Here is a 24,792-nt window from a genome sequence, read left to right as displayed (position 1 = left end):
TTTTACTTGTACTAAACCCTACGACATGATTTTGAAAAGGCGTATAGTGGTTGCGTTGGTTGCAATATTCGTATTGGTTACAACCGCGGCATCCGCGCAACGAATTATAGAAACAGATGTATGTGTATATGGCGGTACTTCGGCAGGTGTTATTGCTGCCTATACCGCGCAGAAACTGGGCAAGAAAGCTATACTGATTGAACCCGGCCGCCACCTCGGGGGCATGAGCTCGGGCGGATTAGGCTATACTGATATCGGAAACAAGTATGCGATTACCGGACTGGCCCGCGATTTCTACAGGCGCATCGGAAAACATTATGGCAAGTTTGAACAATGGACATTTGAGCCGCATGTAGCGGAAGATATATTCAAGGAATATGTGGCGCAGGGAAATTTCCAGGTGTTATACGAGACACGCCTGCGCGATGTAAAGAAACAGGGAGCTCGCATTACTGAAGTGGTATTGGAGAATGCTGTTGATCGCAGCGCGGCCGCAGTTATTGTACGCGCCAGGGTATATATTGATTGTGGATACGAAGGTGACCTGATGGCAAAGGCTGGCGTATCGTATGTAGTCGGGCGCGAGGATAATAAAGATTTTAACGAGACGATCAATGGGGTGCAGCTGATGCACGGACACCAGTTTCAGGATGGTATAGATCCCTATATAATTCCCGGTAAACCGGAGAGTGGTCTTGTGTGGGGAATAAGCCGTGAGACTTTGCAACCGAATGGGACAGGCGATAAAAAAGTACAGGCCTATAATTATCGCATCTGTCTTACATCCGATAAAAATAACATGGTGCCGATTACGCGGCCGGAGGGATATGACTCCACGCGATACGAACTCGCAGTGCGTTTGTTGAAAGCGAATCCGGACCGGAAAAGATTGGATGATTACTTCATCTGGAGTTGTATGCCGAATAGTAAAACCGATATTAACAATCGCGGTGGCTTTTCTACGGATATGATAGGCATGAATTATAAATATCCCGATGGCACGTATGATCAGCGCAAGCAGATCATTGATGAACATGAACGCTATACCAAAGGATTACTATATTTCTACGGTCATGATACGCGCGTTCCGGTTGAACTTCGGAACGAAATGTTGAAGTGGGGATATCCGAAAGATGAGTATACAGACCATGGCAACTGGTCGCCCCAGCTATACATTCGTGAAGCAAGACGCATGGCAGGAAGTTACGTGATGAGCCAGGCAAACTGTGAAGGTAAAGAAGTGGTGAAAGATGGTGTAGGAATGGCTGCATATACTATGGACTCACACAACTGTCAACGTATCGTGGTGAATGGACAGGTGAAGAACGAAGGGAACGTAGAAGTGGGTGGCTTTGGTCCATACCCGATCGCGTATGGTTCTATTGTCCCAAAGGCAGCAGAGTGTACTAACTTGTTTGTTCCGGTTTGTCTTTCGGCAACGCATATAGCGTATGGTTCCATTCGCATGGAGCCTGTGTTCATGGTACTGGCGCAATCTTCTGCAACGGCTGCGGTACACGCCATTAACGAGGGCAAGAGTATTCAGTCAATCGACATCGCGAAGTTGCAGCAGGAATTAAAAGCCAACCCGCTGGCCGATGGCAAACTGTTCGATGTATTGGTAGATAATGACGATGCTGCCGAAGTGACCAAGCAGGGTAATTGGACTGTCGAGAAGAAAGGCGGTTACGGTCCATCATTCTTCGTAAGTGCTGAAGGCGGTGCGGGGAAGGAGACTGTTCGTTTTACTCCGGAGATTCCACAAAACGGAACATACCAGGTATATATATACTTTCCGAAAGTATCAGGCATGTCGTCACAGATTACTGTAACGCTTTCGGATGGTAACAAACAATATCCGCAAACCATTAAGTCATCGGATATTATTGTGGAAGGACAAACTTCAGGCGAATGGGTTTCGGTTGGAAAATATACCTTGTCGAAAGGTAAATCTGCGTATGCGGAAATATCCAATGCAAAGGCCGATGGTAAAGTGCTGGCAGATGCCGTGATCTGGGTGCCGGTAAAATAATCTGAATAATCGTAAGTATTCATTGTTCACGGTGCGCATGCACCATAACTATACACATGAAAAAAATATTAGCAAGCTATGTATTATGGCTGATCGCGATAAGTGCGTATGCACAATACGATCTTGTGATTGTAGGCGGCACACCGGGTGGTATAATGACAGCCATTGCAGCCGCCCGACAAGGTAAAACCTCGGTTATACTGGAGCGCACTACGCACATCGGTGGATTGCCCGCGAATGGTTTGGGTGCTACGGATATTGCTACGCGCGGTGCTACCACGGGTTTATTTTCCGAGTTTATCACACGGGTAAAACAATATTATATATCAAAGTACGGTGCCGACTCGAAGCAGGTGAAAGATTGCTCAGATGGTTTCCACTTTGAGCCTTCTGTGGCGGAACAGATACTCGAGCAAATGCTGGCCGAGCAAAAAGGAAAGATCACCGTTCGCAAGATGCGACAGTTTGATGTGCTCGATAAGAATATTCTTATGGAGAATGACCAGATCAAAAAGATATACATTTTCAATCGCGAATCGCAGCAGCGTGAAGAATATACGGGTAAAGTATTTGTGGATGCCACCTACGAAGGTGATCTGGGGGCAGCTGCCAAAGTGCCGTTCCGGTTAGGTCGTGAGGGTAAAGATGAGTTCAATGAACCCGGAGCCGGTATCGTGTATAAATACTGGGGCGGTACGGAAGGAGAGGGCTCTACATTTCAGGGCGACAACGCGGTGCAATCGTATAACTACAGATTGTGTCTCACGAACAATCCGGCCAATCGTGTTGAGGTGAAGAAACCGCTGCAGTATAATCGTGAAGAGTATATATCGCTGATCGAAGACGTCTGGACAGGCCGGCACACCGGTGCGCACATGCAGCAGGTTACTGCCGCCATGCTGGAAGAAAACCGAAAGTATATAGCGAGCGGCAAGCCCAGTAAAATACCGGGCGATGTGTGGGGCATCGCTAAAATAACAAACATGGTAACATTGCCCAATGCGAAGACCGATGCCAACAATCAACACATGGCGTTTATCTCCACTGACCTTCCGGAAGAAAACTGGCCGTGGCCGACATCAGCATGGGCATGGCGAGATCAGTATGCACAACGCCTGCGAAACTATATACAAGGGTTAATCTGGTTTGCGCAGAATGATAAAGCACTGCCGGAACATTTCAGGAAGGCTGCGAAGGAGTGGGGCTTTGCAAAAGATGAGTATACGGATAACGATAACTTTCCGCGCCAGGTATATGTACGTGAAGGCAGAAGGTTTGAAGGCTTGTACTTCTTCACGGCAAAAGACGCAACCGAAGTTGCTCCGGGGCAGCGTCCTCCGTTGCATGCTTCGAGTGTAACGGCAAGTCACTATGCATTAGATTCTCATGCTGTGCGCAAGCGCGAACCGAATCGTATACACCTGGATGGTTTCCTGAGTTATCCTTCGCAGGTATATACCGTGCCGTACGGTGTAATGGTACCGAAGACTGTTGATAACCTGATACTGCCTGTTCCTGTATCCGGTAGTCACATAGGTTTTTCAACGTTGCGCATGGAGCCCTGCTGGATGGCGCTCGGGCAGGCTGCCGGTGTAGCGGCATCACTTGCGATTGATCGCAATCAAAAGGTGAGAAATATAGCGATCGCTGAATTGCAGAAAGTGCTGATTGAACAGAAGGCAACGTTGATATACTTTCAAGATGTGCAACCTGATCATGCGGACTTTCCGATGGTTCAGTACATGGCCTTGCGCGGATATTTACCGGAATGGCAGGCGAAACTGACTGACGCTGCCGATGAGATAACGCTGGCTGCATGGGAGAAACTCTCCGGTATAAAGATCCAGGCGCAGGCCGGCACCAGTCGCAAGGATGTACTGACCAAACTCTATCAGCAATTGAAGTAAAATAAACGTGCTATGGCGGCGAGGTATATATTTCTGTATATACTTCGCTATAGCATAGTTTTCCATTTTTTAAAATCATATATAGTATGGATCATAAAAGCGTCTGGAGGCAGGTACTCCAGCCACCGGTTGTTATTGCCGCTTTGGGATACTTTGTAGATATATACGACCTGTTGTTATTCAGCATTGTACGCGTGCCTAGTCTTAAAGCCTTGGGGTTAACCGGTGATGACTTGCTGAAGCAAGGTATATTTCTGATCAATGTTCAGATGGCGGGCCTTTTGGTGGGCGGTATACTGTGGGGCGTGTTGGGCGATAAGCGTGGCCGACTTTCTGTCTTGTTTGGTTCGATTCTCCTGTACTCACTAGCAAACCTGGCAAACGGTTTTGTGTCCACTGTACCGGAATATGCTATGCTACGATTTATAGCCGGTATAGGATTGGCCGGAGAGCTTGGTGCCGGTATAACGCTGGTGGCTGAGATATTGCCGAAACAGATTCGCGGGTACGGAACAACACTGGTTGCGTCTGTTGGACTTCTCGGTGCTGTGCTGGCCTACGTTGTTGCTGCCTATACCGATTGGCGTATTGCGTATGGAATAGGTGGGGGGCTTGGTTTGTGTTTGTTGCTGCTGCGCTATAGTGTGGCCGAGTCGGGTATGTTTGCTGCAGCTAAGGCAAAGGCTGTCGAACGCGGTAACTTCTTTATGTTGTTCACGCGCTATAGTACGTTTGTCAGTTACATACGGTGTATCTTCATCGGGCTGCCCATCTGGTTTGTGATCGGTATACTTGTTACCTTCTCACCCGAGTTTGCCGCTACGCTTTCTGTACCCGGAGTTGTTGATGCCGGTAAAGCAGTTATGTTCTGTTATATCGGTTTATCACTGGGTGATTTGAGCAGTGGCAGTCTGAGCCAATACTTACAGAGCCGAAAGAAAGTAGTGCTGATCTTCATGGGCATAACGGCTCTTGCTATAGCACTCTACTTTACTGTTGCGCAGACATCGGTAACATTATTCTACATGAGCTGTTTGTTGCTTGGATTCTCGATCGGCTATTGGGCGTTGTTTGTTACCATTGCAGCCGAGCAGTTTGGAACCAACATACGCGCTACCGTTGCTACCACGGTGCCGAATGTTGTGCGCGCCACCGTGCTGCCGCTGACTTTTGCTTTCGAACTTTTGCGGGTAAATATAGGGATGGTTGCCAGTGGTTCCGTAGTAGGAGCACTCACGATCCTGATAGGTTTGCTGGCACTATACAACATGAAAGAAACCTTTGGCCGCGACCTCGATTTTGAAGAGTGATGTTTCGTAACGTGTAACGTTGGTGATGTGTTGATGACTTAAAGTATATTTTTTCTGGCGGATGGCGTGGCGTAGTGTATTTCGGCAATGCAGTCGGTGAGTGCCACCACCGCTTTTTTGAACATATCGAGGTCAACACCTTTGCAGGCAGCACTGCATTTTTTACAGGCCACTTCACAAACCGGAAAGAAGTCAACTACATCCTCCGCTTCACTGTTCAGAAGCATGAGCGTCTTCTTGCAGCTTCCCAGACAATCGCCAACTACTTTTCCCAGTCGCATAAGCTTTGGGTCGTCAACACTTCTCACCACCAGTGAGCAGGTCTCCAGTATTTCAATGCAATTGGTCAGTGCCTTCTTCAGGGAGGTAGAGACAAGACTACTTGAATTTTTCATGTGCGCCAAAGTTCACTTTTTTTACGATAATCAAAATAACCGATCAACTGCCTTAATAAATCTTTTAATATATACTATACCTGAAAAATAAGGCCGACCGGACAGCTTTTTAGAAAGGGTCTATATAGTATAGATGCGATGTTGTGTTATAGCTATATAAAACCCATGCTAACTACTATGAATACCAGATACAAAATACCCTCCTTTTTACCAAGGGACCGATAGCCCTATGGGCGGATGATAATTGGTGTACCAATAGCAACCGCATCGTAAAGCTCATCCATCTCCTCATCTGTTACAGCAATGCAACCGGCAGTCCAGTTGCGAAGCCTGTGAAATTTACCGAGCAGCCCCATGCCATTCTTCAAGCCGTGTATCTTAACATCGCCACCGGCACGCACACCTTTTGCGTTGGCTTCCTGCTGATCAGTTTTATCCGGGTAAGAAATGCCCAGGTTCTTGTGGTACCCGCTGTTGGGATTTTTACCTTCAATGTAATACGATCCTTCGGGAGTTCGTTTATCTCCTTCATATTCTTTATCGCCAACAGCATTCCTGCCGATGGCTATAGAATATACTTTTACAAGTTTACCTTTTGCGTACGCATGCATGGTGCGTTCACTCTTTATCACGACCAGTTTATCAATGCGGGTATGAGCCGGCAGGCGTTCTTCCGGCAGAAAATAGTATACCAGTAAGCCGCATAGCAGTAATAAAAAGATAATACTAAGACTTTTTTTCACGAAGGTATAGATATAGCGATGCCGTGTATGTGCTTATACATTTTGCAAAGACCTGTTGAAATGTACTGCTGCTGCGCGATTCAGTCCTGGATTTTTTAGCCAGGCTTCTTCGGTTCAATCATATCCCAGAGGTTGCCGTACAGATCTTTGAACACGGCCACCGCGCCATACGCTTCCGTAGATGGCTCTCGCACAAAGATAACGCCTTTTGCGCGCATTGCGTTGTAGTCGCGCGCCAGATCATCGGTATGGAGGAATAAAAAAACGCGTCCACCGGTTTGATTGCCAACGCATCGCTTCTGTTCGTCATTCGCAGCTTTTGCCAGCAGCAGCGAACATCCCGTTGAACCATCCGGAGCTACCACCACCCAGCGTTTGGTTTCGCTCAGTACGGTATCCTCTATTAATTTAAAGTTCAGGGTTTGTGTATAGAATTGTATCGCTTCATCATAGTCGTTAACGACCAGTGAAAGTTGAAATATACTCTGCATCAGGGTTGGGTTTTGTAGAGGTCAGGGGTAACGACAATATCAAATAAAAAGACACCGTCCAGGTCATTGTAACGATAGGACAGTGTAGTATTCTGTTCACGAAAGAGCTGCAGTTGTGGACTCGTCTTTACATTTTCCACGATTGTAGGTGTCAGAAAATTCTTCAGGTCTTCCATATCAACCGAAGCCTTCTTCATGTTCACCAGGGTATAATTATATTGAAACACGCGTACAGCCGGTATTGTTACAGTATCCAGCCGGGTTTCCGGATCAATCATCATCGGGCACGATTTATTCAGATTGCTGGCCGCCTGTTGCAGCTGCGCTTCGTGCGAAGGTGTTTTAAAGACAAGTATCTTCACCGCAATCGCAACGGCAATGCCCAGTATAATTCCAATGATTGCTTTCCGGCTTACTTTTTTTCGGGTGGGGTTTTCCATGGTGGTGTTTTCGGGGTTCAAGTATACAGAAATTTTTTCGTGTTGGTCCTGAAAACAAAAATGCCGCTCCCGGAAAGGAACGGCATCTGGTATGTCAAAGTCTTTCGCTTACGCACGTGTACTAGCCGTGAAACGGTATATTTATACCAGCCGACCATATATACTGTGCCGAGAAGAACGTATGCCGCGCGCGACCTTGTTCATATAGCTTGGCTGAAGTATAATCTGCAAAAGCACCCTTTACACTTCCTTCCACATATACATAACGAAATATATCGTATCGTATCGCTACGCTGGAGCCTACAACAAAACCACTCAGGCGGAACGGACCGTCATTATGGTTGCCCATGATGTATGAATCTGTCTTCGGAACCAATCCTCCCGCACCGGCTTTTACCAATACACTCAGATGATTTTTGAAGTGCGTTTCCTGGAGTAACCGTATTCTGCGCACGGCACTCACCATTAAGTAATTATTGCCGTTGGTATGTTCGAGGTGAACGAATGCCGGTGTTACAAGCGTGTCCAGGTCATACGACTTGCCGCGTATCTCACCTTTCAGGTGCATCACCTGGTTGTCGGTAACTACATACTTCAGGTGATCCCAGCTCACTTCAATTCCCCACTCCGGTTTCTTTGCAAAGAAGTACCCTATATTGATAACATACTGTGGTACCGTAAGGGGGGTGTTGAAGAAATCATGAAAGTCGGGTTTGTCACGAGCCTTCGCTTTCTCTAGTGTAAAGTTATAGTCATCCGTCTTCGTGTCTTTGAAATGAATCGTGCTGCGGGTATACTGATCGCGGTGATAGCCCCAGGTAACGTAGAAATTGCCAAGTTTACTTTGTCCGTGGACACAAATAGTTCCCGTTATGGCTATGAGAACGCCAATAAATTTTTTCAATGGTATAGTAGGATTAAAAAGAAAACAGATATAGTACTTCAGGCAAAAAGCCTGATCGGGAGTTTTTTATAGCAGAAGCGCAGACCTAATTCATGGGCAGATAAAAATTTAATTACCTATATATGTATAGCGCGGTTAAGATTAGGAGGCGCAAGATTAAGGATGAATTTTTAATTATGAATGTTTTAACTCCTAAAAATTTAAAATATAGAATGGTTCTGCACATGAATACTAGTAGTAAACGATTGCAGCGTAGTATATAAGATATAGGGCAGTGTCAACGTTACTGAAATATCTGCCTGATGGGCTGACAAGTTTGTTCATCATGTTGTTTCAATCAAGTTGTTCGATGACAATGGAGAGGCCGGATCATGAGGCGATCATGACGTTGTATCGGGACATCGGTTGTTGTGAGAGAAGAGGGAATCAGACCCGGAGTCAAAAGGATTTTAGGGTAACACATATCACCCAATAGAAGTTATTAATTCGTTGTTTTACATCTCCGGATTAACTGTTACCTTACGTGCCAGAGCCAGGTATTTTTTATTTCATTAAATTGATTTACCATTCAAGGATCATGAAACTCTTCCTGTCCTGGTTATTCTTCTCGGCACATCTTGCGCTGGCAACCGACCCTGCACCGGCCGTGAAGTTTATCGAGAATAAAAATCAATGGCCTGCTCCCGTACAATTTTCAACACGTGTACACGGTGTAACAATGCAGGTGGAGTCGGGGCGCTTCATATATTATATGCTGGATGAAGAAAAGATACAGCGCATACACGAACGGTCTCATCATCCACACGAAGTCAGCGAAGCCGATCTTACAGACAATGCTATTACCGGCCATGCCGTTTATGTAAATTTTGCAGGTGCCAGTACCAATGCTGTGCCGCTGCCGTTCGGACAATCATCCGAGTATTATAATTATTTTATAGGAAGTGATTCATGCCGGTGGGCATCGCGTGCGTATGCATACCAGGGATTTATATACCCTTCGTTTTATGCCGGCGTGGATATGAAAGTATATTCTTCCGGTGAACATGTAAAGTACGATTTTATCGTGGCACCGCAGGGAGATCCATCGCAGATTGCGCTCGAATATAGCGGGGCCGATATACAGCTTGTGCAAGGCGATCTGACAGTAGCCACCCCGTTGGGTTTCATCATCGAAAAGAAGCCGGTAGCCTGGCAGTGGATCAACGGCCGAAAGGTAATGGTAGCGTGCGAATATAATTTGAACAATAGGCGTGTCTCATTCATTTTCCCGGAAGGATATGATCCGTGTTATGAACTGGTGATCGATCCCTTGCTGATCTTCTCCACCTATTCCGGTTCTACGGCCGATAACTGGGGAAGCACAGCAACGCCTGGCGAAAAAGGTAATCTATACTCTGCGGGTGTAACCAATCACTATGTAAACCTGCGATACAGTGGAACATTCCCGGCAACCGGTGGTGCATTTCAAACTACTTATGGAGGTTTATATGACATCGGTATATTGAAGTACGATTCTTCCGGAAGTAAATTGTTGTATGCCTCTTACCTGGGAGGTGATGATTCTGAGTCGCCACACAGTCTGGTGATGAATGCAAAAGAAGAATTGATTGTGCTGGGTACCAGTAGCTCAGCAGACTTCCCCACAACTCCCAATGCATTCGACCGAACTTTTAACGGTGGGCCAACGGTATCGCATGTAGTTACTTATAATAATGGATCGGATATAATTTTAGCGCGCATCAGTAAAGATGGTTCGAAATTATTAGCATCCACATTTGTAGGCGGGAGCAAGAATGATGGACTGAACCCCGACAGCAGTATATTAACCAAGAACTATGGGGATGAATTGCGGGGCGATGTCATTACAGATGTGCAGGGAAATATATACGTCAGCTCAGTAACAGGATCCGATGACTTTCCGCAGGCACCGAGTAAGGATAACACCTACAACGGTGGGGCTACGGATGCCATCCTACTTCGTTTCAATGAAAACCTGAGCCAGATGGACTTCTCGCTTTTTCTGGGCGGAAGTAAGGAAGACGCTGCCCATACGCTCAAGCTTGATGCAGACAACAACATCTATATAGCAGGAGGAACTGCCAGCGCTGATTTCCCGGTAACAACCTCAGTCTATCAAAACAAATTCGCGGGCAATGCCGATGGCTGGATCGCAAAGGTGGGTCCCATGGGAGATATACTATATCATTCAACATACACCGGCACAACGTCATTCGACCAGATATACTTTCTGGACCTGAATGAAGCCGGAGAGGTATATGTTTATGGGCAGACTTCTGGCAAGATGCCGATTACGCCAGCCAATGTATACCGTAACCCTAACAGTGGACAGTTCGTGCAGAAGTTTGACAGTAGCCTGAAGTTATTGAGGTTCTCCACGGTGTTTGGTTCGGGTAGTGGTATACCGGATATATCGCCTACCGCTTTCCTGGTAAACGAGTGTAACAACCTATATATGGCGGGGTGGGGAGGTTCATTGAACTGGGCACATTGGGAGTTCAGCAGTACAGACGGCATGCGAGTCACCAGCGATGCACTTCAATCGAACACGACCGGCAATGATTTTTACTTTATCGTATTGACGGATGATGCTACACAGTTTTTATACGGAACATTTTTAGGTGGCAATCGCTCGCAGACGCATGTTGATGGAGGCACGAGTCGCTTTGATAAGAACGGAATTGTATACCATGCCGTATGTTCCGGTTGTGGTGGTCCGTATTCCGATTTTCCGACAACGCCCCAAGCATGGTCGCGTACCAACCGAAGCCTCAATTGTAATAACGCTGCTTTTAAATTTGATCTCTCGTCACTCAAGGCGCGACTGCAAACTAATTCCGTACAACTCGATATGCCGGGTCTTAACAAAATTTGTTTACCCGACAAAATTGTTTTTCAAAACCTGAGCACCGGTGGCGAAGTGTTTGAGTGGAAGCTTGGAGATGGAACGGTGATCACCAAGCATGATACCTCGATGATTATACACGCCTATAAAAATACAGGACGGTATACCGTGTGGTTAAAAGCGATCGATCCTGGAACTTGTAAAGTAAAAGATTCGGTCTCAACGATTGTCGATGTATTCGATGCAGAAGCGACTATACAAGACGATGATGATCTGTGTAAAGGAAAGGAGTATACGCTGAAGGCAAGCGGTGGTGCTATATATTCGTGGACGAGTGCTGATGGGACCTTTCAATCCAATTTACCCACTCCGGTAATAAAACCGACCGATACTACCATATACTATATCCGGGTAACCGAAGCGAACGGATGTATACATCGTGATACAGTTCAGATCAACGTAATTCCGGTGGTAGCCCCGGAGTTTGAAATGTTCCGCGAGGAGAATTGTTTTACACTGCCCATCATCCGGGTAGCAGACTTGACCGACAGCCTGGAAGCAACAGATCACTTGTTCTTCGACTTTGGTGATGGCACTACGGCTGATGGTCCGGAAGCAGAACATGAATATGAGAATGACGGAACGTATGTTATAAAGCTTGTTGCTGTACGAACAATCGGCAACAGCGTATGTGTAACGGAAAATGCGCAGTCTATTCCGGTATATACTTTGAAGATACCGAACGTAATAACCCCCGGCAATGGCGATGATCTGAATCAATCACTCTTCATTCAGTACGGTAAAGTAAAAGGTGCTACACCTCTGGATTTTGGTTTTGGTACATCGGTCGTAATTTACAACCGGTGGGGCAGCAAAGTATACGAAAGCACCGACTACAAAAACGACTGGACAGCCGAAGGCCTTGCTTCCGGTATATATTTCTTCGAGGTAACGGTGCAGAACCACGCCACATGTAAAAGCTGGGTGCAGGTTATTAAAGGGGATTGATTGCAGTGATTCACGGATAAAGATTTTTCGGAGTTGCGATTCTTCGCGTAAGCACAAGGTATACTTGTTAAACATTTTTGTGAAAGGATGCGATTTTAAAATCTATCGATACAAATCAGTCAGTACATCAATCAAACACCTTAAAAAATATCTCTTTTAACATTTTCTACCACACGCTGATACAATTCATACACAAGGTTGATAAAGATGCTAGATAACTTCGGGCTTTATTTCTGTTTATGAAAAGTCTAACAATCACCGCACTGCTGTTTGGTTTGTCTGTTTGCACATTCGCCCAGGTTACTGTTACAATAGATTTGTCAGTTGAGCCGCACGTTGTTTCACCCTATATATACGGGCGCAACAATTCGCTTTCGGATAATCCGGGCAGTCCGTTATCTGCGGCTGAGTGGACGCGCATCAAAGATTCCGGTATAAAATTTCTTCGCGAAAGCGGAGGGAATAACAGTACTAAATATAATTGGAGACGTAAACTTTCCAGTCACCCGGACTGGTATAACAATGTATACGCACATGATTGGGATTTTGCAGCGCAGTCAATGCAACAAAACCTGACGGATGTACAAGGCATGTGGTCGTTTCAGCTGATCGGCAAGGCAGCCAAAACAACAACTGCCAACTTTAACGATTGGAGCTACAACAGCTCACAATGGTGGAGTGGTGTAAACCAGAATCTGGCAGGTGGCGGTGTTGTTAATGCTTCCGGTGGTTCTGCAGCTACTACAAACGGAAATCCTGATCTATACCTGGAGAACTGGACGGCAGACTCAACCGTACTCCTCCTGGACCATTGGTTCAACAAGCTGGCATTGCAGAAGAGTTCGCTCACTTACTGGAGCATGGATAACGAAGTGGAGATCTGGTCGGGCACACACGATGATGTAATGCCCACGCAAGAGTCGGCCGAAGCTTTCATGCAACGATACTTTGCTGTAGCGAAGAAGGCAAGAGAAGCTTTTCCTGGTATCAAGCTCGTGGGGCCGGTGCCTGCCAATGAATGGCAATGGTATAACTGGCAGGGAGGCATTACACAGGACGGCAAGAAATATACCTGGCTGGAGTATTTCATCAAACGTATAGCGGAAGAACAACAGGCCAGTGGCGTTCGGCTGCTTGATGTTCTCGATATACATTTTTACCCGGGCAGTACAAACCCGACTGAAATTGTACAATTCCACCGCGTTTTCTTCGATAAGGATTATTCATACCCGGAAGCTCTCGGTGTAAAGAATATTTCAGGTACCTGGGACGACTCCCAGACCAAAGAGTATATATTTGAACGTTGTAAAGCATGGCTTGCTCAATATATAGGCACCAGTCATGGAGTGACATTCGGTGTTTCGGAAACCGGTATATCGTTGGTAAATGCAAATACTTCTGCGGTTTGGTATGCCGGTATGCTGGGCGAATTTATGCGTCACCCGGAAGTGGAAATTTTTGCTCCGTGGACATGGCAGGCAGGCATGTGGGAAGTATTGCATCTATATGCACGCTATAACAAAACACAGTATGCTAAAGCAACTTCTTCAGATGAGACATCGGTATCGGCTTATCCTACTATAAATCAATCGGGAGACTCCATTACCGTTGTGCTGGTGAACCGGGCTTCCACTTCAAAAACAGCAACGGTAAATTTCTCCGGGTTCAACCTGGCCAATCAATCTTTTGATGTCTTGAAATTATCGGGCCTTACAAGCTCGGAAACTTTTGTGTCGCATCAAACCAACGCCTTGCAGAAGTCGACTATTACTCCTTCGCAGAATGCATTGAACGTAACGCTGCCGTCAATGTCAGTCACGTCTATTTTATTAAAGGGAGCGAAGGGTGAAGTTGTTACCGGTATAGATGAGAACGATGCCCGCGAGGTAATGAATTTATATCCCAACCCTGTGGAGGAATCACGAGCCGTTACGATCGAGATCAGGAAGTCGGGCACAGCATCGTTGGAACTTATGGATGTTACCGGTCAAAGACTGAAACATTTCTTTCGGGAAAAAAAAGTTACCAGCAACGCTCGTGAAAAGTTAGAGCTTGCTGAGATCAGCACCGGAACATACCTGCTTAAATTGCAAATAGACGATCGGATCTACTATAGAAAAATTGTAGTAGCCCGGTAGAATGTATATAGCGATACGCCTTCTGCCTTTGGTATCGCGCGGTTTGAAATACGGTCTGATAAATTTATAAGTTTAAATTTTTAATATGATTATTGCCAGTTTATATACCGATGTATAATTCTGTACTTTCCCCACACAACTATGTGTAATATACCTATTGATGATTGCCCACGGGTTGCATTAGCTTTGGCATGGGCAGAAGATATAGTGTTGTTGAGATTTTAGGGATTGATTTTTCTGCGGTATACCACCGGATTTATAAGGTGGTTATGTAAAGATTTAACTATATCATTTTATACTATGCAGAAGTATCTATCCATTATTTTACCCATCCTTTTTTTATGGATTTCATCGTGCGACCATGAAGAATCTGCACGTTCTGAAGCTACAGAGCATAAAAAAATAACGCTAACAGACCTTGATCATGAGCCTGTTGTGAAAGACCTGCTTGCCAAAATCCAGAACCCTGCCACAAATGGACGGATCAGCACCCTTGAAATTGCCGATGCGTTCTTTAAATACGAAGATAGCGACAGCGGCATCCTGAATTATACCTTTCGGTTACCCGATGATTCTCCTGACTACTTCGAGAACCTTGTACTATCACAATACGAGGATGGTTTCTATGGATTTATATACCGCTATATCCCGGATGGACCGTATATAGCCGGCGATTCCTTTAAGGGCACATTTCAGCAATACAATCTTACCGGAGAACTGCTTCGTGAATTTATCTTACCGACTGCGCAAGACAGTGCAGCTGCCGGAGGTAGAACGCAACTCATGAATCAGTGTGTAAAAAGCATTGAGCAAACCTGCACAACTATCTATGAAGTAGAAACGCGAACCGATTATCCGTGCCATTGCCAGTACGATCACAAAACTGAGGTGAGCACAGTATGTGCATTTTCATTTAACCGTGGCTGGTGCGATGATATGACCGGTATACCACCCGCAGGCGGTGGTGATGGTGGTACATACGTAGGAGCAAGCGATGCGACTCCGCGCAGCGGAGGTTCTGGAGGAAGTACAGGTACACCTAAGCCAGTAAAAAAGAATCCGGTAGTAGTGGTGCCGCCAAATGATGATGATATTATTTATGATAAAGTGAAGTCTCCCTGTTTACGAGCTACCGTAAAAAAACTTATAAGTAAGGATTTGACCAATGATATTAATATAGCCATCTTGAAGATTTTCGAAACGAATCCTCATATGAATTTAATCATTGAAGAAGATCCTGCCTTGGGGAACACTCCAGGCAGAACAAAGGTGACTAATGAGAAAAATCCATTTAATGTTACTATTTGGTTAAATCCTAATCTTGAAAATTCGTCTTCAGAATATGCAGCAGCAGTAGTTTACCACGAAGCAATGCATGCGTATTTAAATGCTAATAAGGAAGTTCAAGATGAACTTGAACAACATGTTAAAATGGCTGATGAGTACATAGTTTGGTTAAGCGATGCATTAAGTGAGGCATTTCCTTCACTTTCGCGCAGGTCTGCGAATGCTTTGGCATTAGCAGGACTACGACAAGTTATGTTAAGCAATCCTCCTTATTTTGATTCCCTTATCAAGACTTATGGCTTTGAGAATTTTAAGGAGTTAACCTCATTACTTGAAGAGTATCGTAGTGGTACAAAAGGCACCTCCTGTAATTAAAAATTATTTAATGAAACATATGAGACTATATAGTACTGTTGGTTTATTGCTAATAACTTATACTTATTCACTGAGCCAGAAAATCCAATATCCTGAATTTAAAGGTCCTCAGAGTTCATTTCAAAATTATGTGCGTTCCGAATTATTGAAAGCGGATGCAATTTTTTCGAATACTTGTGACATCAGCCTAGGTTTAGTAGAATTTTATGTAAGTAAAGATGGTAATGTTAAATCAATCAAAATATCAGAAAGTTTTCCCGAAGAAGTTCGCAATAAACTTAATGAAATTGTTTTGACTTCCTCTTGGAGTATAATGAAAGTTAATAACCGTCCTATTGAAAGTTTGCCAATTATACTTCCAGTTTATATTTCAATTGAACTAGGCTGTAAGGATGGCTTTGTAAGACGAGGATTTGGAATTGAAAAGGATTTTAGAGAAATGTTAGTGAAACCTGAAAATCAGTCATTCGTCAATTGCATTTTACTTGATCCATTTACATATGTACTGCCTATTGGATTTCAGGACTTAGATCCAAAAAAAGATTAAATGTTTGTGGTGAATTGATTTAAGTGTCACAAAAAAGAACTAGACGATCGGATCTACTATAGGAAAATTGTAATAGCCCTGTAGAATATAGCGATACTCCTTCATATTAGGATTGCTCCGTAAGTAAAAACGCCTGAAGCCATTTACAACGTCAGGCGTTTTTATGTTTCGTTTATACTATCTTGTCCCTTCAATTTATGATGATGGACATTCGCGCGATCTGTACCGATATTGATGGTACATTGCTGGATAGCAGGAGAGAGCTCTCACCACGCACTATTCAGGTTATTAAAAGCATAAAGAATGAAGTGCCGGTAATCCTGGCGTCATCGCGAATGCCATCGGCTATGCGACATTTGCAACATGAACTGGATATACTCGATCATCCGCTCATCTGCTATAACGGTGGCTATGTTATTCGATATACAACGGGAAGTAACAAGCCTGAGGTACTGGATACTGTTACCATACCGGTGCAGGTTTGTGAAACTATATTGGGCTATACTGCCGGTAGAACAATCCATTTGAGCTTATATACCGAAGACAACTGGTATGCACCGCAAGACGATTACTGGACCGAACGCGAAGCACGTGTTACCAAAGTAACTCCAGTAATCACCGCTTTACCCGAGGTGTTGCAACGCTGGCAGGTATCGGGCATCGGGGCGCACAAGGTCATGTGTATGGGACCCGAAGAAGAGATGAATGTACTGGAAGCAACGTTGAATGCATCGCTATCGCAGGCTATACATGTGTACCGATCCAAATCAACCTATATAGAAATTGCACCGCGGGCTATATCCAAGGCATCGGCATTAAAGCTCACGCTACAGCATTACTATAACCTGGATATAGCACAAGCCATGGCATTCGGTGATAATTATAATGACATCGAGATGCTGCAGTCGGCTGGTCATGGTGTAGCGGTTGCCAATGCCCGCGAAGAAGTGAAGGCCGTTGTACGGTATACAACGGCCTCCAATATTAACGATGGCGTTGCGGCCATGCTTGAAAAATATTTTACTTCAGCTTCGAGAAATAACGGGTAGCCTCGCGCTTTACATGCGGAGCCAGCACAAAACCGGAGAGCATGGTAGGTATAGCCATGAGTGCGAACGAGATATCAATAATGTTCAGCACCAGGTCCATCGAAGCGATAGCACCTACAATGATCATGGATAAATAAAAGTAATCATACCAGCGGCTTTGCTTTTCGCCTACCAGGTAGGAGAGTGCCTTGCGTCCGTAGTAGCTATAGGAGAATAGCGCACTGATCGCAAACACAAATGTACACAGCAAGAGTATATATTCTCCGGATGGCATCGCAGCGCGGTACGCCAGCGATGTAAGGGTTATACCCGTAGCATCTTTTGTTTGCCACACACCGGTAACAAGTATAGCAAAGGCTGTTAGGGAACACGATACTAATGTGTCAATCACCGGGCTCAACATCGATATCAAACCTTCACGCACAGGTTCTGTACTGATAGAAGCGCCCATGGCCATCGGTGCTGTACCTATACCCGCTTCATTTGAAAACGTTGCCCTGCGAACACCGAGCATAATGATACCACCGAGCACACCACCAAGAAAAGGATCGCCATGATAATGACTCGCAGCAAAGGCATCGGTAAACACCAGCTTGATATAGTATGGCACCTGGTCGGCATACGAAATAAGAATGACCGCAACAGAAACAAAATGTAAAACGATCATGATGGGAACGAGTCGTCCTGCCCAGTTGCCGATCCGCTGTATACCACCAATGATAACGACTGATACAAGTATAGTAATGAAAAGTCCGATGATAAGTTTCAGCACACTCACCGGTGTATTGCCGATCGTGATAAAATGCTCGCCAACACCCATCGGCTTCAACCCTATATCAATGATAGCCTGCGTAAGCTGGTTGGCCTGAAATATAGGGAGCATACCAATAAGACTGCACACGCAGAAGAGCGTTGCCAGTGGCAGCCACGGTTTACCCAGCGCTTCACGAATTACATACATCGGTCCGCCCTGAAGCTCACCATTCGAATCGCGACCGCGATACATACTAGCCAGTGTACTGGTAAAGAAGTTGGTAGACATACCAATGAATGACGTTACCCACATCCAGAACAATGCTCCGGGGCCGCCCATCGCTATAGCAGCCGCTACACCGGAAAGATTTCCCATACCTACCGTAGAGGCCAGTGCTGTTGATAAAGCTTTATACGGACTGATCTGTCCCGGTGCGTTGGGATCGTGATACTTGCCCATCAATACATCCACCGCATGTTTGAAATATTTGTACTGAACAAAGCCGGAGTATATCAGAAAGAAAAGTCCGCCACCGATAATCAGAAATAATACAGGCCACCAGGTATAGGCAGCAATATCGGACATGAGTTGATTGAATTCTTGCAAAGGTTACTGAGTTAATTCGGAAAGATATGAAATTCTGTTATACGCACCTTCAGGTTCTGAGGAAGGGTAAAAATCAGTCGATGAACCCGTCACCTGATGATGTGATTCACCGGAATTGCTCCCATAAAAATGTAGTTTTTGAGGCTAAAAAACGCGTAGCTCCAAAATGGAGACACTTTTGGTATAAACGGCAGGCATCCAAATTACCTTGTTTACGTACACACGCCATGATCTTACAGGTTGATATTTCAGGCAGTAGTAACCTTTACGTTGACAAAAACAACGTACAGGTTGAAAGTTGTGTCAAAGGTGTGCTGCCAGCAATATCCATGATCGTGAATGGTGTTTAAAATGTATTGAATAGGCGTTGAGCGGGTCTGTTAATTTTTATCAAAACAATAAGCGTATGACGATGCTGGAGCATGCAGAGATAGGCGTGTGGCAGGATATCTTTACTTCTATAATTGAGGATGCTGATTCTAATATTTTATTACTCGATGAAGACTTTCGCATCATTAACCTCAACTCTGGCTTCTACTGGATCTTTATTGAGACGTATGGAATCGAACTTAAGAAAGGTACTTCCATTCTTGAATCGATGCAGCGTGTACACGCAACACTCACACACACCTGGCGCGACCGTTGTATGGTAGCGTTGAGTGGTACTGCTATAAAAGTTGAAGATGTATTCGAGATCGATGGTCGTAATTACTATTGGGAGATACACTTCAAATCCAGTAGCCGTCCCGATGGTTCGCAAATTATATCCGTCTTCAGCCGTGACATTACCGTGCGCAAGGCGTATCAGAAAAAAATTATAGAGAACGAAGCGAATCTCCGGTCGATCTTAAATACAATTGAAGACAGTATCTGGTTAATCAACACCGATTTTGAACTAATTGACTTTAATCGTGAGTTCTTTAAAAAATATAAACAGGCTTATGGCGTTAAGTTGCTGCGAGGTGAGAACATTCTGGGATTGATACCGGATGACCTGCCCGAGCTGCGCGAGCTGTGGCGCAACCGTTATGAAAGTGGATTAAAGGGAAGACCTGGTAAATATTATGACTCTTACCAGATCGAGAAGGACAACAGGATTTTTGAAATAAAAACGTATCCGATTGTGGAGAATGGAATAGTAACCGGTTTAACCATGTACTCACGCGACATAACAAACCAGACGCGGACAGAAGATCTTTTGAAAAAACAAAATGAAGAGCTCATCCGCATAAACTCAGAGCTTGATCGTTTTGTATATAGCGCCTCGCACGACCTGCGTGCTCCGCTTATGTCTGTTAAAGGATTGATCAACATGATCAAGCTCGATCCTGAAAAACAGAACACGGATCAATACCTGGCGCTCATCGAAAAGAGTGTAAACAAACTCGATCATTTCATTTCGGATATTATACACTACTCGCGTAATGCGCGCATGGATATCATGCCGAAGCAGATCGACTTCAACGAACTGCTGCAGGAGTCTATCGATTCGCTGCGCTATATGGAAGGTGCCGATACCGTAAAGAGCATCCGGAATATAGTACAGCAGGCACCGTTCTGTTCAGATTATAGCCGGTTGCTGATGGTGTTCAACAACATTATATCCAACGCAGTGCAATACCGTGATACACGCAAGGAAGATTCATACCTGAAGATTGATATACTGGTAGATGAGAAGCGTGCTATACTTCGCTTTTCCGACAATGGTATAGGTATCCCGGAAGAGTATGTCGATAAGATATTCAAAATGTTTTTCCGCGCCAATGCCGATAGTAAAGGGTCCGGACTTGGCCTATATATCGTAAAAGGCGTACTCGAAAAACTGGAAGGCTCCGTAAGCGTTCAATCCAAAGTAGGCGAAGGCACAACGTTCAGCTTCGAAATCCCCAACCTCTGCGCGTGATGCGCGTGTTTTACGTGTGCACGTGTTTATGTGTGCACGTGTTTATGTGTGTACGTGTTTATGTTCAGGTAACGTATCAACGTGCACACGTAAACACTTAAACACTTAAACACATAAACACGCGTCTGGTGCACACGTAAACCTTAGACACGTTTTGCTTACCTTTAGCGTATAAAGCATGCGCGATTGAATAACATTACCGAAAAAGAATTTAATGAGCTTCTCGATCCGGAATTGTTCTCGGCAATTCTGGATACTTTGGGAGAGGCTATCTGGACAATCGACTTTACCCGGAATCAACTCCACTGGTTTTCATCGGCTGCGAACCGCATCAAATATGCTATACCGGACGATGAAGCGCTGAATGATTTCTGGCGTAACAATATACATCCGGACGATCGCGAGCGCGCTGTCAGCGGATTTGAAAATGCCCTCCGGGATTCTTCGGTGTCGGTATATATACACGACTATCGTTTCTGTGCTGCCGGCCATGTGTACTATATTCACGATACCATACGCCTGTTGCGCGATGCAGCCGGTAATGTAAGGCGGGTTATTGGTGCCTGGCGTGATACCACGCATCTGCATACACGTGAGCAGCAGATGAACGAACTGCTGGCACGACTGGAAGCTGAACGAAATCGCTTCAAGCGCATTGCTGAACTCTCTAACGCTGCCATGTGGGAAGTAGACCTCGCTACCCGCAAGCTACAATGGATGGCCGGTAACGCTACGCTGGAGGAATTCGGTTTCAATAATCCAGCCTATACATTGGAAGACTGGATCAGCGATATACATATCGAAGACCGGGAACGCGTGGTCAAGAACTTTGATCACGCGGTTGAGACACAGGAGAATTTTTTTGATACATACCGGTTTCACAAGAAGAGCGGGGGCATCGTTCACGTAATCGACCAGGGTACATTTGTGCGCGATGCATCCGGCAAAGCGATCAAAGCTGTAGGAAGCTGGATCGATATATCACGCGAACGTAAGCGTGAAGAAGTGCTGGAACGCTCACTGGAGCAACAACGTGCGCTGAACCATGTATTACAGGAACGCGAAGAAGAACTCGCTACCGCGGAAGAAGAACTCCGGCAAAGCAACGATCAGTTGTCTCATCACATCCGTCAGCTATCCGCGCGTGAATTTATACTCAACCAATCGCAGAAGCTGGCGCGCATCGGAAGCTGGGAATATCATCCGGATAATAAAACCATGTTCTGGTCGAATGAGATGTATAACATCTTTGGTGTAGACCAGAGCTTCAATACCAACGACCTCCGCGAGATCGAGCAGCGCTTTGAAATGCCGGATCGTGAACTGATACAGGAAATATTCAGGCAGATGGAATCGCGCCAGCGTGAGTCGTTCGATATTACCGGGCGTATACTCACTCCGTTGGGTTATAGAAAGTGGGTGCGCATTACAGCATATCCGATTGAGGAAGACGGTATAGCGCAGCGTATGGTGGGCCTCGTGTTTGATATTACCTACCTGAAGGAGGCGGAGGAACGAATCAAGAGCAGCGAGCTGAAATTCTCCCGCGCTTTTCATAGCAATCCCAACCTGATGATGATTGTACGCGAAAGCGATCGTATGATCGCGGATGTGAACGAGTGCATTGAAACCGTCATGGGATATACCCGGCAGGAAATATTGGGCAAGACCCTGAACGATGTAAAATTCTTCATCTATGAAAAAGATCGTGAAGCTTTTTATGAACGCTATAATGCCAATAAAACGGTAGAGATAGAGTGTCCGTGCGTGCGCAAAGACGGCAGCATTATATATGTGATCGTATCCAGTAACCGGCTGGAGATCGAAGGCGTGCCGTATATCCTGTCCGTTGTGCGTGATGTTTCGGAGCGCAGAAATGCTGAAGAGCGGTTCCGGAAATCTTTTGATCTGAACCCGGACCTGATGCTTATCTTCCGCGAACGCGATCTGCAACTGGTGGAGGTAAATGAAAAATTGCAATCACTGGCAGGGTATACCCGTCAGGATGTAATCGGTAAATCCTCGCGCGACTTTAACCTGTGGGCTATATCGGAAGATCGTGATAAGTATTTTTCCACACTTGCCAGTCAGGGACACGTTACGATCGATTCTGTTTTTCTTCGCAAGAATGGAACGCACTTTCTCGGTACTATATCAGCACAACGCGTACACCTGCACGGTGAAAATCATTTGCTCGTAGTAGTACGCGATACCACGGAGAAAAAGATCATTGAACAGAACCTGGTAAAGAGCGAAGCGAACCTTCAATCGATTCTGAATCACACCGAATACTTTATCTGGTCGGTAGATATACGCTATAAATTACTTCGCTTCAACAATCGCTTTGCGGAATACTTCAAGCGCTTTCAAAAAACGGATCTCTTTGTCGGCATGCCCATTCTGGATTTTATCAACCCGGCATCTTTCAGTGATTTCTGGCGGAGTAAATATGAGATTGTAAAGAATGGACGCGCAACCGAAGAGTTTGATATAGAAACCAACAATCGGATATACCACTGTGTGCTGCACCCTATATTTGTAGAAGACGAGATCAGTGGTATCACAGCCTATATGGATGATATCACCAGCAAGCGGCAGGCAGAAGAGCGGTTGATGCTGAGTGAAGCGAACCTGCAGGCTACCGTAAACAACACCAAGTTCATGGTGTGGGCGGTTGATCGGGAGCATCGCGTCATCATATGCAATCAAACGTTCCAGGAGTATATCAAGCGTAACCATAACATTGAGATCACGTACGGTCAACCCATTATATCGGCTGCATGGAATCTCCCGGATGCAAGCTGGCTGCGTGATGTATGGAGCGAACGATACAGCCGCGCGTGTGCAGGTGAATCGTACGAACTGCAGGAGCAGCGCAACGATCGCTACTTTAAATATTCCATTAGTCCGATTGTTGGAAAGGACAGTGTTATTACCGGGGTAACGGTGTTTGCTGAAGATATAACAGAACAAAAAATAGCAGAAGACAAGATACGTGAGAACGAGATCAAACTGAACGCGATCATCAACAACACCGACCTGAGTATATGGTCGGTGGATATGGATTACCGGATCACCGCGATCAACAATGTGTTCTTCGAAACCATGAAGGAACTATACAACATAGAATATAGTGTTGGACAGAACATGGTAGAAGCATCGCGCGGATATTTACCGGATTACCTGATCGATTACTGGGTTAGTTTATACAATCGCTCCTTTACAGGAGAATCTGTATCGGAAGAGTATATCGGTAAAATTGTTACGACACAAAATTCGGTGCACCCGATCATCGAGAATGACCGCATTGTAGGTGCATCGGTATATACGCGTGATATCACTGAACTGAAACGCAAGGCTCAGGAACTATCGGAAGCCAACAAGAAAATAGGAGAGTTGAAACTCATGGCACTGCGTTCTGTTATGAATCCGCATTTTATTTTCAATGCATTAAACTCGATACAATACTTCATCGCGAAGAACGATCGTCAGAATGCGATCAACTATCTCTCTACATTCTCCAAACTTATACGCGGTGTACTCACACACTCGGTGCGAGACAAGATTAACCTGGCCGATGAACTTGATTTGCTTCGTTACTATATAAACCTGGAGATGGTTCGGTTCGAGAATAAATTTGAGTTTGTACTGGATGTTGATCCCGGGCTTGACCTGGACAACATCGAGATACCATCGCTGTTGATTCAGCCGTATGTAGAGAATGCTATTTTACATGGATTATACTCCAAGCCCGAGAAAGGACTTTTGTGTATAGCTGTGAAAAATGATGGCGATCGTGTATTGTTTAGTGTTGAGGACAATGGCATCGGCCGCAAGGCATCACAAGCTTTACGCGCCAAGAATTTTCCAAAGCATAAGTCTATGGGAACCATCCTGACGGAAGAACGACTGCGATTAATCAATGAGCAGGATAAAGTTGCATTGGAGATTCAGGACTTGCAGGATCGTGCCGGAAATGCAACCGGAACCCGCGTAAATATTTGGGTACGATTCTGAGGTTATAAAGGTTTACTTTTTTA

Annotated in this window: 16 protein-coding genes; 10 read left to right on the top strand and 6 right to left on the bottom strand. The window is 45.2% G+C overall.

Translation table 11 applies throughout. The features are described from left to right. Positions 1–25: 25 nt before the first annotated feature. The 3 genes from ACFQ21_RS03095 (at position 26) to ACFQ21_RS03085 (ending at position 5,249) form a co-directional block, all read left to right on the top strand. Positions 26–2,032 carry an FAD-dependent oxidoreductase gene (locus ACFQ21_RS03095; RefSeq protein WP_377574686.1) on the top strand — a complete coding sequence of 669 codons (2,007 nt, stop codon included), beginning with the start codon at positions 26–28 and terminating at the stop codon, positions 2,030–2,032. 56 nt (positions 2,033–2,088) lie between these two features. Next, on the top strand, positions 2,089–3,939 hold the full coding sequence (locus tag ACFQ21_RS03090) for an FAD-dependent oxidoreductase (protein WP_377574683.1): 1,851 nt from the start codon (positions 2,089–2,091) through the stop codon (positions 3,937–3,939). An 86-nt stretch (positions 3,940–4,025) separates the two neighbouring features. After that, on the top strand, positions 4,026–5,249 hold the full coding sequence (locus ACFQ21_RS03085; RefSeq protein ID WP_377574680.1) for an MFS transporter: 1,224 nt from the start codon (positions 4,026–4,028) through the stop codon (positions 5,247–5,249). 38 nt (positions 5,250–5,287) lie between these two features. On the opposite strand, the gene ACFQ21_RS03080 is transcribed toward ACFQ21_RS03085, so the two are convergent. The 5 genes from ACFQ21_RS03080 to ACFQ21_RS03060 form a co-directional block, all read right to left on the bottom strand. Further along, the gene (locus ACFQ21_RS03080; protein WP_377574678.1) at positions 5,288–5,644 is read right to left on the bottom strand and encodes a hypothetical protein; all 357 of its coding nucleotides are present in this window, start codon (positions 5,642–5,644) and stop codon (positions 5,288–5,290) included. A 227-nt stretch (positions 5,645–5,871) separates the two neighbouring features. Beyond that, entirely contained in the window at positions 5,872–6,387 is a 516-nt protein-coding gene (locus ACFQ21_RS03075; RefSeq protein WP_377574675.1) for a L,D-transpeptidase family protein, read from the bottom strand. Between the two features lie 95 nt (positions 6,388–6,482). After that, on the bottom strand, positions 6,483–6,878 hold the full coding sequence (locus ACFQ21_RS03070; RefSeq protein ID WP_377574673.1) for a VOC family protein: 396 nt from the start codon (positions 6,876–6,878) through the stop codon (positions 6,483–6,485). Further along, positions 6,878–7,318, bottom strand: a complete 441-nt coding sequence (locus ACFQ21_RS03065; RefSeq protein ID WP_377574670.1) for a hypothetical protein — start codon at positions 7,316–7,318, stop codon at positions 6,878–6,880. Before ACFQ21_RS03065 ends, ACFQ21_RS03070 begins: the two co-directional genes overlap by 1 nt. Positions 7,319–7,439: 121 nt before the next feature. Next, positions 7,440–8,222 (bottom strand): hypothetical protein, encoded by a 783-nt coding sequence (locus ACFQ21_RS03060; RefSeq protein WP_377574668.1) that lies wholly within the window; start codon positions 8,220–8,222, stop codon positions 7,440–7,442. A 577-nt stretch (positions 8,223–8,799) separates the two neighbouring features. Here ACFQ21_RS03060 and ACFQ21_RS03055 point away from each other — a divergent pair. The 5 genes from ACFQ21_RS03055 (at position 8,800) to ACFQ21_RS03035 (ending at position 17,489) form a co-directional block, all read left to right on the top strand. Next, a complete protein-coding gene (locus ACFQ21_RS03055; RefSeq protein ID WP_377574664.1) occupies positions 8,800–12,093 on the top strand; it encodes a DUF7948 domain-containing protein in 3,294 nt (1,097 codons plus the stop codon). A 239-nt stretch (positions 12,094–12,332) separates the two neighbouring features. Further along, complete coding sequence (locus ACFQ21_RS03050) at positions 12,333–14,231, top strand: glycoside hydrolase family 44 protein (protein ID WP_377574661.1); 1,899 nt, start codon at positions 12,333–12,335, stop codon at positions 14,229–14,231. Positions 14,232–14,531: 300 nt separating this feature from the next. Next, the gene (locus ACFQ21_RS03045) at positions 14,532–15,893 is read left to right on the top strand and encodes a hypothetical protein (RefSeq protein ID WP_377574659.1); all 1,362 of its coding nucleotides are present in this window, start codon (positions 14,532–14,534) and stop codon (positions 15,891–15,893) included. Beyond that, positions 15,850–16,440: a hypothetical protein gene (locus ACFQ21_RS03040; RefSeq protein WP_377574656.1), complete on the top strand. Its 591-nt coding sequence runs from the start codon at positions 15,850–15,852 to the stop codon at positions 16,438–16,440. The genes ACFQ21_RS03045 and ACFQ21_RS03040 overlap by 44 nt, the downstream gene beginning before the upstream one ends. 197 nt (positions 16,441–16,637) lie before the next feature. After that, complete coding sequence (locus ACFQ21_RS03035) at positions 16,638–17,489, top strand: Cof-type HAD-IIB family hydrolase (RefSeq protein ID WP_377574654.1); 852 nt, start codon at positions 16,638–16,640, stop codon at positions 17,487–17,489. On the opposite strand, the gene ACFQ21_RS03030 is transcribed toward ACFQ21_RS03035, so the two are convergent. Beyond that, positions 17,461–18,849: an alanine/glycine:cation symporter family protein gene (locus ACFQ21_RS03030; RefSeq protein ID WP_377574651.1), complete on the bottom strand. Its 1,389-nt coding sequence runs from the start codon at positions 18,847–18,849 to the stop codon at positions 17,461–17,463. The two genes, ACFQ21_RS03035 and ACFQ21_RS03030, sit on opposite strands and share 29 nt — an antisense overlap. A 406-nt stretch (positions 18,850–19,255) precedes the next feature. Here ACFQ21_RS03030 and ACFQ21_RS03025 point away from each other — a divergent pair, with 406 nt between their 5' ends. Next, entirely contained in the window at positions 19,256–20,752 is a 1,497-nt protein-coding gene (locus ACFQ21_RS03025) for a sensor histidine kinase (protein WP_377574648.1), read from the top strand. Positions 20,753–20,938: 186 nt separating this feature from the next. Continuing rightward, the gene (locus ACFQ21_RS03020; protein WP_377574646.1) at positions 20,939–24,769 is read left to right on the top strand and encodes a PAS domain S-box protein; all 3,831 of its coding nucleotides are present in this window, start codon (positions 20,939–20,941) and stop codon (positions 24,767–24,769) included. The last annotated feature ends 23 nt before the right edge of the window (positions 24,770–24,792 follow it).

This window comes from Ohtaekwangia kribbensis (assembly GCF_042676245.1).
GTDB classification, from domain to species: domain Bacteria; phylum Bacteroidota; class Bacteroidia; order Cytophagales; family Cyclobacteriaceae; genus Ohtaekwangia; species Ohtaekwangia kribbensis.
Note: the sequence above shows the minus strand (reverse complement) of the source record. Positions and strands in the feature narration are given on the sequence as shown.